We start from the raw sequence: 12,306 nt of genomic DNA on the forward strand, positions 1-12,306 counted from the left end.
GCGGCGGTTTGGCGCCGCTGGAAACTCCCGTTGCGCGATGCGGCAAGCTAGGCCAAGGTGCCTTGAAAACCACAGCGCCGGGAGAGATCGAGCATGGCTGGAACGTTTGTCATCGCACAGGGCGGCGGCCCGACCGCCGTCATCAACCAGACGGTTGTCGGGGCCACGCTGGAAGTCCGCAAGCGCCATCCCGGCGCCAAGGTGCTGGGCTCGCTCCACGGCGTGCGCGGCATTCGTGACGGCAACTATGTCGACCTCTCCGCCATCCCCGAGGACCGGCTGCGGCTGATCGCCGGCACGCCGAGTGCCGCGCTCGGCTCGACACGCGACAAGCCCGACGCTGCCTATTGCGAAGTCATCCTCAACGGGTTGAAGAAGGCCGGCGCCGACGCTTTCATCTACATCGGTGGCAACGACACGTCGGGCACGCAGCAGATTCTGACCGACGCCGCCGGCGGCAGCATTGCTTTCGTCCATGCGCCAAAAACCATCGACAACGACCTCGAGGAAAACGACCACACGCCTGGCTTCATCTCGGCGGCCGAATTCGTCGCCGGCGCCTTCCTGTCCGTCGATCTCGATTTCCGCGCATTGCCCGGCATCTATGTCGGCATCGTAATGGGTCGGCATGCCGGCTTCCTCACCGCGGCGGCTGCAGCCTGGCAGCTCGATCCCGACAGCGGCCCGCATCTGGTCTACGTGCCGGAACGGCCGTTCTCCGCCGCCGGTTTCATCGACGACGTGCGCGCCACGCTCGACCGCCACAAGCGTTGCATCGTCGCCGTCTCCGAAGGAGTCAGCACCGCCGACGGCAAGGCGCTGGTCGAAAGCCTGGTGCCGCCGGACAAGCTCGAGCGCGACGCGCATGGCAACGTCAAACTGTCGGGCAGCGACCTGCCGTCAGCTCTGGAACGTGCGCTCGCCGAAGGCCTCCCCGGCAAGCGCGCCCGCGTCGATGCGCTTGGCTACATGCCGCGCGGCTATGTCGGCGCGATCAGCGCCGTCGACGCGCAGGAGGCTTTCGACGCCGGCGCCTTCGCGGTTGCCGTTGCCGACGAAGGCGGTGGCTCGGTGGCGCTGCAATATGACGGCACGAAAACTGTGCTGAAGAAGGTGCCGCTGAAGAACGTCGCCGGCAAGACGCGCCATATGCCCGACGATTTCATGAAGCCCGATGTCAACCAGCTGTCGGAAGCGGGCATGGCTTACCTGAAGCGGCTGGTGCCGGAAAAATACAAGGTGGGAAAGCCCTTCGTCTGATGGGCGGCCGTTTTGGCGGCACCCGTTTTGGTGGCGAGCGCGTTGTCGGCGACTGGTTCGGCAAGACGATCATCGACGACCGCACGACGATGCTGACCGAGCCGTTCGTGCATGATTTCGTGCGCGCCAACATCTGGCATTTCAGGGGACGCGACGCCGACCTGCTGGTCGACACCGGCATGGGCATCTGCCCGCTGGCGCCTGAGATCGACACGCCCGAGGGCAAGCCGCTCATTGTTGTCGCCACCCACATCCATCTCGACCATGTCGGCTCGCTGCACGAGTTTCCGCTGCGCGCCGGGCCGCGGCACAGTGCCGAGCATTTCGAGACCATGAATGAGGCAGTGACCTACGCCTACATGTTTTGCAATCTCGACGGCGCCGTTTCGAAATTGCCGGCGCCGGGCTGGACGGCGGCCGACTACAAGATTCCGCCGGCGCCGCTGACGCGCACGCTGGACGAGGGCGACACCGTCGACCTCGGCGACCGGCAGTTCCGCGTCCTGCATCTGCCCGGACATTCGCCGGATTCGATCGCTTTGTTCGACGAGGCAGACGGCCTGTTCTTTGCCGGCGACGCCATCTACGATTCCACGCTGATCGACGACCTGCCGGATTCCTCCCGGCCTGATTATCGCCGTACCATGCAGCGGCTCCTTGACCTGCCTGTTCGCCTCGGCCATGGCGGCCATGGGCCGAGCTTCGACGGCAACCGGATGCGCGAGATCGCCACAACCTATCTCAGGCACCGAAGGCCGCTGACGACATTGTGATCGGACCCAGCGTGGCGCCGTGGTCGAGCGCGTCAATCCGGACAAGGCAGCCGCCAATGCCGGCCTGCAGCCGGGCGACGTCATCGTCGCCGTCGACCAGTCGCCGGTGCGGAATGCGCGGCAAGCCAACCAGGCGATCGCCGAGGCCGGCAGATCGGGCCGGAAGTCGGTGCTGCTTTTGATCGATCGCGGCGACGCGCAAATCTTCGTCGCCGTATCCTTCGCCGCCGGTTGAGACATCATGGCAGGCTCGCCGGACCACCGACAGGCCTGCCGCACGGCCGCCGAAATTCCTGTTGCCCGCCGCGACATCTTCGAGAACATTACGGCAGGCCGGCAATGGCCTGCTAAAAACGGACAGTCAAATGGTCACTCGCGGTTTTTCCTCCGGTCGAAAGCCTCCGACGGAGACCGATGCGCGCATTCCGCCCGGTCAGTATCTCGAACAGGGCTTTCCGGTGCTGTCGGCGGGGCCGACGCCGCGCGTGCGCACTGAGGACTGGTCGTTCACGCTCAAGCACGGGCCACGCCCGATCAAGAAGTGGAACTGGGCCGAGTTCAACGCGCTGCCCTTGACCAAGATGACGCGCGACATCCATTGCGTTACCGCCTGGACCAAGTTCGATACCGCCTGGCAAGGCGTGCTGGTCGACGACATCCTTGCCGATGCCGGTATCGAAGCGCCGACCGGCTTCCTGCTGGCGCATGGCTATGACGGCTACACCACCAACGTGCCGGCCAAGGATCTCACCGCGGGGAAGGCGATGGTGGCGCTCCTTTATGAAGGCAAGCCGATCACTGCCGACCATGGCGGCCCGGCGCGGCTCCTGGTGCCGCATCTCTATTTCTGGAAATCGGCCAAATGGCTGAACGGGCTGCAGTTCACCGAGCGCGACGAGCCGGGCTTCTGGGAATTGCGCGGCTATCACATCTATGGCGACCCGTGGCGCGAGCAGCGCTATAGCGGCGATCCATGAGCGAAGCGCCGCAATCTCCCTGGCAGACGGCGAAAATCACCCGGATCGAAAAGCGGACGCCACGCGTCACCAGTTTCTTCTTCGCGCTGTCACGGCCATTCGCCTATCGCGCCGGACAGCATGTCGATGTCAGGCTGACTGCGCCTGACGGCTACCAAGCGCGCCGCTCCTATTCCATCGCCTCGGCGCCGGAGAGCGGCGCCACGATCGAGCTGGCGATCGAGAAGCTCGACGACGGTGAAGTCTCGCCCTTCTTCCACGACATCGCCGCGGTCGGTGACGAGATCGAACTGCGCGGGCCGCTCGGCGGCCATTTCGTCTGGTCCGATGGGGATGGCGGGCCGCTGCTTCTGGTCGGCGGCGGCTCCGGCGTGGTGCCGCTGATGGCGATGGTGCGTCACCGGACCTTGCGCAAATCGGCGGTGCCGGTGGCGCTGATGTTTTCGGTGCGGGTCTGGGACGAGGTGATCTTCCGCGACGAGCTGATCGGTCTCGGTGACCGCCGCGACGGGTTCGAGCTGGTGCTTACGCTGACGCGCGAGGCGGCACGGCGCCCGTCCGACTATTCGAGGCGCATCGACACGGCAATGGTCATGCAGGCGCTCACGCGGCTGCCGCGGCCGCCGGCGCTCGCCTTCGTCTGCGGGTCGAACACCTTCGTCTCGGCGGCTGCCCGGGCGCTGATCGACGCCGGCATACCAGCGGAAATCATCCGCACCGAGCGCTATGGCGTCTGAGAGGGCCACAGTGGTTCACCGTTTCATGGAGACAGCGAACCGCTCTCAGGCGGGTGAAAACCTTGCCGACAGCAATTGGAACGGCAGCGCGCCATAGGCGGCGACTTCGGCCTCATTGTCCCAGTTGCGGAACTGCCGCGATGGCCGTGCCTCGATCACCAGAGGCCGGCCGGTGTCGTCCGCCGTTACCTTGCCGCGAAAGCGCAGCACACGTCCGCCGCCGGCGCGGCTGATCACCATGGAACGCAAGCGGGCGACGTGACCGCTGCCGGCATTGATTTCCATCTCGATGCGGCGGCGGACTGGCGGAACGACGATCCTGACGGTGACGTCCAGCATCATCTCTCCAGTCCTGTCCGGACGCGGCAGGGCCTGAGAAAGCGCGAACGGTTCCGGCGTCGCTCTTGCCTTGCGCAATGTCGGCCTGCCGCGCCAGACGGCAGCAGGCGTCGGATGCTGCAGTCGGCCCTTCTTGCGTTTCAGGCGCAACTGCTTGGCAAAGCCGCGCGACAGCCAGACGAGACCGCCGAAATCGGTGCGCGGCTTGGCCTGCAGCACCGAGGACCAGCGCGACAGGCCGGCGTGATCGGCGTTCGCAACCGTCCGTGCCAGTTCAGCCGGCGGCACTGCAATGCCGATTTCCAGGCTGAGGTAGGACAGCGCCACCGCCGCGGCTACGGCCAGGTGGCGCCTGGCGACGATATCGGCGAACACGTCCCAGTCGACCTCGTCGCCCTCGATGGCGACGGCGCAGTCGACCAGCCAGTCGCTGTGGGTGTGGGCATCGAGGCCGCCATGTGCGATGGCGAGCGCCATGCGGTCGGCCGGAGAGGGAACAAGCACGCGGACGCCATTGAAATCGGCTGACAGCGCCCGCTGCCAGATCGCCAGATCATCTTCCGCGCTTTGCTGCGACCCGTCATAAGCGAGCTGGTGCAGGTCGATGTCGCCGAAACTGCCCTTGAAAAAATTCATCGAACGCAAGGACGCCAGCCTGGTGCGCAGATATTGCGGACTGACGCCGGTGGCGATCTGCCAGTCGCGTTCGCTAAGCACATCGAAGGCGGCAATCATGGCCTGCGGGCGCACCAGTATGTCGATGTCATGCGCCACCCGGCCGCGCTGCGCCGACGCGTTGACGGCGATCCGGCTGGCGCCTTTGATTAGCATCACCGCGCAGCCGGCGTCGATCATGGCCTGTAGCGCCGGCTCGGCCTCGCGCGCAGCCAGCCGCGATTTGGTCCACAGCATCTTTTGCAGGCCGACAAGACGTGGATAGGCCGGATGCCCAGCGAGCTTGCGGCCGAACCTGTCGGAGATCGCGGCCAGCAGCCGATGCTCTCGGAAGGCAACATGGTCGATATCGTTCTCGTCGAGCCAGCGCGCCGCGTAACGCCCTGCCGCTTCTTCATCGGGCAGCGATGCGGCCTTCAGCAGCTGGTCGAGTCCGCCAGTTGGCCATGACCAACCATAGTCCGGAAACCGACGGCCGATACGGCGCATGGCATTGGCCATCAGTCGGCGCTCGCCTTTTTCGCTGCTCGCCTTTGCATGGCCAGCCTTACGACTTCGACATAACCGCGGTCGCGCACGGGGTCGCGTCCATAGGACATGCTGTCGGGCCGGATGCGGCGCAAGGTCAGGACATCGTCGAGCATGGCAAGCGCAAAGCCCGCCTCGCGGGCACGGGCGATCCAGTCGACCATGTCGCCGCGACCGCCTTGCGGGTCGATGATCGGACCGACGGCCTCGGCTACCTCCCGGCGGATCATCATCGTCGTGCGCGACCAGCCCGCCACCGCCACGTCCTGTTGCACATCGGGCTTGTCATCGCGAAACGTCCGCCAGTGGGCAAAGACTCCTGCCGTCGCGGGAAACCGCTCGAAATGCTCCAGCTGCCTTTCGATCTTGGTCGGCAGCCACAGATCGTCCGCATCGAGCGTGGCGACGAAGGGCGTCGCCAGCGCGGCGATGCCCCTGGTGGTGGCGCTGCCTGGTCCGGCATTGTCCTGGCGCAACACCTGCACCGGCATGCCCAGCGCATTGACCACCGCGACCGTATCGTCGGTCGAGCCGTCATCGACGACGATTATGGCGTCGGGCTGGACCGTCTGGGCCGCGACCGATCGCAGCGTCTCGGCGATGGTGGCGGTCGCGTTGAAGGCCGGAATGACGACGCCGTAGCTGGCCATCACAGGAAACGCCAATTCGCAAGTTCCTTGAAATCGAAGATGCCGTCGACAGGGTGCAAGGAGCGGTCGGCCTCGCGCCGTTTCATCGACTTGTAGACGGCGCGCATGAATTCGCGAAAAGGAACATCGGCCTGCCTGGTCATGTTGCCGGGATGGCGCCGGTAATAGAGCGCAACAGTGTCGGGCATCGTGAATTTCGGCCCGCTTTCGAAAGTGCGCAGCAGATAGTCGGTGTCCTCGGCCTGGTGGAAATCCTCGTCGAAGCTGCCGATGCGTTCGACCAACCGCCGGACGAAGATAGCGGGCGACAGGTGAATGCCGCGAACCGTCACCGAGTGGCTGTCGGCTGTCGGCTCCAGCGTATCGTCATCTATGTCGTCGACCAGCGTCATGCGCGAATAGGTGAGCTCGAGGGTGGGGTCTGCGTCGAAACAGGCCAGATCCGCCTTGAAGCGGCCCGGCGGGGAAATGTCGTCGGAATCGAGAAACGATACCAGCCCGGTCTGCGGCAGCAATTGCCGCAAGCCCGCGTTGCGTGCCCGCGTCACCCCGGCATTCTGCTGCTGGAAAAGGCGAATGCACGGCGCCTCCGCGATCAGCGAGCGCACGACCGCCACCGAACTGTCGGTCGAACCGTCATCGATAACGATGATGTCGAGATCGGCGGCATCGCGCTGCCTCAGCAGCGAGCGCAGCGCCGAGCCGACATGGCGTTCGCGGTTGTAGACCGGCATGATCACGCTCAGCTTCACGCACGCATTCCAGGCTGTGATCTGTTCATTCTTTCACCACTCTGCCGGGCGCTTGATCTCGAAAAGCCCCTCGACCGGGCGCCGCGACGGATCGGCCTTGCGCCGCCGCAAGGATTTCTGAATTACACGTAGATATTCGCGCACCGCCACATCCCTTTGCTTGGTCAAATTGCCGGGGTGGCGCCGGTAGTATACCGCGACGGTGTCGGGAAAAATGTGCTTCGGGCTGGTTTCGAAAATGCGCAGCAGATAGTCGGCGTCTTCGCCCTGCCGGAACTCCTCGTCGAAAGCACCGGTACGGTCGATGAGTGCCCTGCGGAATATCCCGGCGCTAAGGCTGACGCCGCGCACGGTGGGACCTGCGCCGCCCGGTGCCGGCTGAAGGGCTTCGTCGTCCATGAGATCGACGCGCGTCATCAGCGAGTAGGTCAGCTCGGGCGCAGGGTCGGTCGCGAACAGGGGTAGGTCAGCCTTGAATCGTCCAGCCGGCGAGACGTCGTCCGAATCCAGGAACGACACCAGTTCGGTTTGCGGCAGCAACTGCTTCAGCCCTGTGTTGCGCGCGTTGGCCACGCCCTGGTTGGCCTGCTGGAACAGGCGGATGCACGACGCTTCCCGCATGATGGCGCGGACGGCTTCAACGGAGCTGTCCGTCGAGCCGTCGTCGACAACGATGATATCGAGATCGGCATCGTCGCGTTGCCTGAGCAGGGACCGCAACGTCGAAACGACATAGATCTCCCGATTGTAGACCGGCACGATGACGCTCAACTTCATGCAGCGCCCCGAAGGACGAAATCCGCAATCGTGCCGGCGATCTCGCGCGGCTCGGTCCCCAGCAACAGCCGGTAGCATGGCAGATCGCGGGTAAGCTCGCTGAAAAAGCGAAAGCCCGCTTCCCGCTCGCCCGGCATCTGCACGATTCCTGACGGCGCCAAGGCGATCATGGCATCCTTGCGCGATATGGGCATGACCGAGCTTCTCGCACCTCCCCTGATATGGGGCACTATCAAAGCAATAATGTCCAGACTTGCAGGAGTTGGTCGAGGCGCGATCTCGTTGATGTGAAAGGCATGCTTGCCTTGCCAGTTCAGCGGTTGGTACGACTTTAGCCGCTCCTCCAGCTTCAGCCGCCTGAAGCCCTCCGGATCCTGCTTGAGCGTGGCAAACAGCGGATAGGCCGTCACCCCCCCGGTCCGGTCGATCAGCACATAGTCGTCGCCGACGCTATCGAGCCCATTGAGCAGGCCGGCGACGACCGTTCCCGATTTTCCGGCTCCCCCGGAGCCCGCCAGCAACACGCCCTTGCCATCGATGCCCAGCGTGCCGGCATGGGTAAGCCGCATGCCGCGCGCCGCATATTCCCAATGCAGGAAGGCGCGCAGCGGCGCCGCCTGTTCCCATGGCGGAAAGGCCTCGGCCGCCATCATCAGCTGCGCCCCGACATGGCGTTGCGGATCATGGAACTGCCAGAAATCGAGGTCATGATAGTAGCTGCCGCGCAATCCGGCCTCTTCCAGCCGGTTGGCAAAGGCATGATGGTTGTAATCGCCTCGGCTCCAGGTGGCCGGGGCGAGGACGCCATCGATGCCCGGGTGGGCGACGAAAATGCGGCAGCCGTCAGATGCAGACGGATTTTCCGGGGCCGGTATGAAGGCATGGCTCATGGCTTCCGCCAGCGTGCCATGGTCGAGGTGGACACTCAGCTCCAGTCCCGGCAACCGCACGCTGGCGGTAACGGGATAGAAGGCGGCGGCGCTTTCCGCGGCCGCCAGCACATGGCGGGCATAATCCGGCAGGGTTTGCAGCGTGATCAAAGGCATGTGTTGGTTGTTCAGCGTCCAGAATTGCGCCGGGTCGCCTGATGCATGTCGCTCGGGGTGGCCCCGGTTTTGAGACGACGACATGCATAAAATCAAAGATCTAAACCGCGTCGCCTGAGTCCGTTCAAACGCGACGCGCTTTAGGGAAACGATTATGCCTGTTTCACCGCCGGCCAGCCGAGAGGTTCCTCAACCTCATGGATCGGGTCGACAATGATGAGATCGGCAAGGTCGTCATGGACATCGACCTTGAGCGGCTCATTGCTGGCAGCAAGCGCAGCCGACAGCTCGCCCGAAAGCGGTTGTGCCGGTGTTTCGGCTGGCGCAAGCAACCCGAAATCGAGCAGTCGGGCAACGAAGCTTTCGAGGTCGGCCAGGCTTGTTTTTGCGGCGCCCGCGGCAGCTCCGACCAGTGCTTCAGTGGCGACGCCGGACGACAAAGCCTGCCAGACCCGGCTGCCGGAATCGGAAAAGCCGAAATACTTGCCGTTCGAAAGATCGAGAACGACGGCTTCGCCATCGAATGATTCGAAAACGATGTCCTTGCTTGCGACCGCGTAGACCCGCTGTTGCATCGCTCTGTCCCCCGTCCCATGCGCCCTGAAGGGATGCGCCGGCTTCACCGTCTGCCCAGCCCTTCCTAAGTGCGTCTAAATCACTCGGCCTATGCTTGGCAAGACAAAGACCCGCGAACACAACGCCTGCGTCGGCGACCGTTGCGGCGAAGTCGACCGGCTCAAGCCTCGATTTCGAGCGCCGACAACGGTTTCGAGCAGCAGGCAAGGATGAAACCGTCATCGATCTCGTGGTCGAGGATGCCGCCATTGTGGCTCATCTCGACTTCGCCGGAGACCTTCTTCACCTTGCAGGTGCCGCACAGGCCGAACTCGCAGGCGGCGGGAATCCGCACGCCCGAGCTGCGCGCGGTCTGCAGCACGGTCTGGCCGGCGACGCAGCCGGCATCGACCTCCGAAAGCGAGAAGCGGATCGGCGTCACGGCTTCGACAGGTGCAGCGATGCCGTCCTCGACCGGGGAGGCAAACGGCGCCGGAATTTCCTCCATCACAGGCGCGGCAAAGCTCTCCTGATGGTATTTCGTCATGTCGAAGCCGGCGGCATCCAGCATGCCGCGCACGGCGCGCATGAACGGATCGGGGCCGCAGCAGAAGATTTCGCGCTCGCGGAAATCCGGAGCCAGCAAGGGCAGCCGGATCGCGTCGATGCGCCCCATATGACCGTACCAGCCCTCGCGGCTGGAACGTTCCTCGATCATGAAGCCGAGCGACAGGCCGGGCATATGGCCGCCGAGCAGTTCGAGTTCCTTGCGGAAGATGATCTCTTCGGCACGCCGCGCGCAGTTGACGAAACCGACATCGGTCCATGGCGCGCAGTCGTTCAGCCAGCGCAGCATCGACATCATCGGCGTCACGCCGGAGCCGGCGGAAATGAACAGGTATTTGGCCGCCGGGTGGCTGTGCAACGAGAAGTCGCCGGCCGGTCCGTAGGCCTTGACATGCGAACCGGGCACCAGATGGTCGAACATCCAGCGCGTGCCGATGCTGCCGGCCTGCGCCTTGACCGTCACCGCGATCGAAAACGGCCGCGATGGCGACGACGACAGCGTATAGGTGCGCATCAGCGGCCCGTCCGGTGTCGGCAGTTCCAGCGTCAGGAACTGGCCCGGCTTGTAGCGGAACCAGGTCTGGTTGTCGGAGCGGAAGGTGAAGGTCTTGACGTCAGGCGCCTCGTCGCTGACGCCGATCACTTCCAGCACCTGCAGCCTATCGTTCCAGGGCGCCATCTGGTCGAGATGGCGATAGAGCCCAAGATCCGTCATCGCATTCATCCTCCGGTCCTTCTTCGCCTGCTCCAGCTCACGCGACGCTGCGCAGCGCCGGCCTGCCACCTTCGGCAAGGCGCGGGCCGATGAAGGCCGCGTACCATTCGACGAACTGGATCACGCCGCCCTCGTGCAGCTCCGAATAGGGGCCGGGCTCATAGGCCGGAGACAGGATGCCGAAGGCGTTTTCCTCGACGATGCGGCGGTCCTGGTCGTTGGTCTCGGTCCAGACATGGGTGAGCTCCTCAAGGTTGTAGTCGACCCCCTCGACCGCATCCTTGTGCACCAGCCACTTGGTCGTCACCGCGGTTTGCGTGGCGCTGATCGGCAGCACCCGGAAGGTGACCGCATGGTCGATCAGTATGTGGTTCCAAGTCGTCGGATAGTGGTAGTGCATCAAGGTGCCGATGCGGTCGGCGGCAACAGTGTCGGACAGGTTCTTCGTCACCGCGCGCTTTCCCGACATCGTGTAGCTGACGGCATCGCGCAGCAGCGGCGCGCGGGTGGCGCGGTATTGCCCGGCCGGATCGATGCGGAACTTGCTCGGCAGGCCCGCCGCCTCGCATTTCGCCCAGTGCGCCAGCATCTCCGGATCGCTGTCGGCGCCCTGCACGCCGGTCACCGTCGGCGCTTCGGGGAATGTCTTGCACAGCTCTGGATGATTGCCGGCGCAGTGATAGCATTCGCGGTTGTTTTCCCAGACCAGCTTCCAGTTGCCCTTCTCGATGATGGTGCTCTCGAAGGCGACCTTGGCTTCATTCAGCCGGTGCGGCTTGAGGTAGGGCTCTATCATGGCGCGCATCGGCGCAAAGTCGGCAGGTTCTTTCGCCAGGCAGATGAAGATGTAGCCGCCGACGCTCTCGCAGGCGACGGGCTTCAGGCCGAACTGGCTCTTGTCGAAACCGTCGGCCATCTGGCGGGCAAACAGCAGCCGGCCGTCAAGCTCGTAGGTCCACTGGTGATAGGGGCAGACAAGCTTTGCCGCCATGCCCTTCTCAGTGTTGCAGACACGGCTGCCGCGATGGCGGCAGGAATTGTGAAAGGCGTTGATGTTGCCCTTCTGGTCGCGGACCAGCACCACCGGATAATCGCCGATCTGCACGGTGATATAGCTGCCGGGCTTCGGCAGTTCGCAATCATGGCCGATGAACAGCCAGTCGCGATACCAGATAAGCTCCATGTCGAGCTTGAAATAGTCCGGGTCGGTGTAGAAGGGCTGTTCCAGCGAAAAGCCTTGCTTGCGGCCGTTCAGGAGCCTCAGCATGTCGTTGCGCGTATCCATAGTTCTGTCCTCGTGGTTTAAGGACTGAACTTGGTGGTGATGGAGGAAGGATCGGACGCAGGCCGGCGCGGCGCCGGACATGCACTATCCACCTCTTGACCGCCCACCGCGATCAGTCGAGTCTATGCATCTCGGGCTGGTTTCCGGGCTCTGGAGTTGTCCTTGCGGACCATCGCGACACCTTCCCAGGCTCTTGCCCAGTGGTCTCCCGTTGCGACTTCAACTCCACCACCGTTGCGGGGGCAGCGCCGGATTCTGACCGGCTTCCCAATTCTCCGCTGCGTCGTCACGAAGCGGCACCTGAGATGCGATCATCTAATCACGGCAGCGATCGCGACGTCGGCATGAAAGCGACATCGTATCCATGCGGCGCGACACGCGCGGCATACGCTCCCCGCCGCCGGTCAAAGAGCTGAGACGTTTCTTGCGACGCCATCATCGCCGTTTCGAATCGCTGCGGATCCAGTTCGATCGGGGGCAAAAAGGGCTCAACGGTATCGAAAAGTTACTATTAGCAATCTCTAATCGAACCGAACGGTTCGTTTCTGTTGACAATGCGTGCAGGACGGTGTGAACGACGGCCCGGAAACCGACACCGGAGCGAACCACTCGGTTCGACATAAGCAACTGAAAACAATACAATAAACAGCCATGAAGGAACTTCCTGGTA

At 63.9% G+C, this 12,306-nt stretch carries 12 protein-coding genes, 1 pseudogene and 1 riboswitch; of the genes and pseudogenes, 5 read left to right on the forward strand and 8 right to left on the reverse strand.

Annotation, left to right across the window (positions count from 1 at the left end; genetic code table 11):
- The first annotated feature begins 93 nt into the window (after window positions 1–93).
- The 5 genes and pseudogenes from NKI61_RS10260 to NKI61_RS10280 all read left to right on the forward strand — a co-directional run bounded on the left by NKI61_RS10260 (window position 94) and on the right by NKI61_RS10280 (window position 3,747).
- Complete coding sequence (locus NKI61_RS10260) at window positions 94–1,260, forward strand: diphosphate--fructose-6-phosphate 1-phosphotransferase (protein ID WP_023742561.1); 1,167 nt, start codon at window positions 94–96, stop codon at window positions 1,258–1,260.
- Window positions 1,260–2,033 carry an MBL fold metallo-hydrolase gene (locus NKI61_RS10265; RefSeq protein WP_031246393.1) on the forward strand — a complete coding sequence of 258 codons (774 nt, stop codon included), beginning with the start codon at window positions 1,260–1,262 and terminating at the stop codon, window positions 2,031–2,033. The genes NKI61_RS10260 and NKI61_RS10265 overlap by 1 nt, the downstream gene beginning before the upstream one ends.
- 7 nt (window positions 2,034–2,040) lie before the next feature.
- Window positions 2,041–2,268: pseudogene (locus NKI61_RS10270) on the forward strand (PDZ domain-containing protein); the annotation flags it as partial.
- 130 nt (window positions 2,269–2,398) lie between these two features.
- Window positions 2,399–3,010 (forward strand): sulfite oxidase-like oxidoreductase, encoded by a 612-nt coding sequence (locus tag NKI61_RS10275; protein ID WP_023684287.1) that lies wholly within the window; start codon window positions 2,399–2,401, stop codon window positions 3,008–3,010.
- Entirely contained in the window at window positions 3,007–3,747 is a 741-nt protein-coding gene (locus NKI61_RS10280) for an FAD-binding oxidoreductase (protein ID WP_023752436.1), read from the forward strand. The genes NKI61_RS10275 and NKI61_RS10280 overlap by 4 nt, the downstream gene beginning before the upstream one ends.
- A 45-nt stretch (window positions 3,748–3,792) precedes the next feature.
- Here the strand turns inward: NKI61_RS10280 and NKI61_RS10285 are convergent, their stop codons facing one another.
- From NKI61_RS10285 to NKI61_RS10320, 8 genes are all read right to left on the reverse strand, one after another.
- On the reverse strand, window positions 3,793–5,262 hold the full coding sequence (locus tag NKI61_RS10285; protein WP_352839318.1) for a nucleotidyltransferase family protein: 1,470 nt from the start codon (window positions 5,260–5,262) through the stop codon (window positions 3,793–3,795).
- The gene (locus NKI61_RS10290; protein WP_245260725.1) at window positions 5,262–5,954 is read right to left on the reverse strand and encodes a glycosyltransferase family 2 protein; all 693 of its coding nucleotides are present in this window, start codon (window positions 5,952–5,954) and stop codon (window positions 5,262–5,264) included. The genes NKI61_RS10285 and NKI61_RS10290 overlap by 1 nt, the downstream gene beginning before the upstream one ends.
- Window positions 5,939–6,691: a glycosyltransferase family 2 protein gene (locus tag NKI61_RS10295; RefSeq protein WP_023684291.1), complete on the reverse strand. Its 753-nt coding sequence runs from the start codon at window positions 6,689–6,691 to the stop codon at window positions 5,939–5,941. The genes NKI61_RS10290 and NKI61_RS10295 overlap by 16 nt, the downstream gene beginning before the upstream one ends.
- A 33-nt stretch (window positions 6,692–6,724) precedes the next feature.
- Window positions 6,725–7,468, reverse strand: coding sequence for a glycosyltransferase family 2 protein (locus NKI61_RS10300; RefSeq protein ID WP_352839320.1), 744 nt, complete (start codon window positions 7,466–7,468; stop codon window positions 6,725–6,727).
- Window positions 7,465–8,514: a serine kinase gene (locus tag NKI61_RS10305; protein WP_352839321.1), complete on the reverse strand. Its 1,050-nt coding sequence runs from the start codon at window positions 8,512–8,514 to the stop codon at window positions 7,465–7,467. Before NKI61_RS10305 ends, NKI61_RS10300 begins: the two co-directional genes overlap by 4 nt.
- A gap of 152 nt (window positions 8,515–8,666) precedes the next feature.
- On the reverse strand, window positions 8,667–9,089 hold the full coding sequence (locus NKI61_RS10310; protein WP_023684294.1) for a PqqD family protein: 423 nt from the start codon (window positions 9,087–9,089) through the stop codon (window positions 8,667–8,669).
- Window positions 9,090–9,250: 161 nt separating this feature from the next.
- On the reverse strand, window positions 9,251–10,351 hold the full coding sequence (locus tag NKI61_RS10315) for an FAD-binding oxidoreductase (RefSeq protein ID WP_023755571.1): 1,101 nt from the start codon (window positions 10,349–10,351) through the stop codon (window positions 9,251–9,253).
- Between the two features lie 37 nt (window positions 10,352–10,388).
- On the reverse strand, window positions 10,389–11,636 hold the full coding sequence (locus NKI61_RS10320; protein WP_023715520.1) for an aromatic ring-hydroxylating oxygenase subunit alpha: 1,248 nt from the start codon (window positions 11,634–11,636) through the stop codon (window positions 10,389–10,391).
- Between the two features lie 117 nt (window positions 11,637–11,753).
- Window positions 11,754–11,955: riboswitch (cobalamin riboswitch) on the reverse strand.
- Between the last annotated feature and the right edge of the window lie 351 nt (window positions 11,956–12,306).

It is taken from the genome of Mesorhizobium sp. M0514, from assembly GCF_040321145.1.
Classification (GTDB): Bacteria; Pseudomonadota; Alphaproteobacteria; order Rhizobiales; family Rhizobiaceae; genus Mesorhizobium.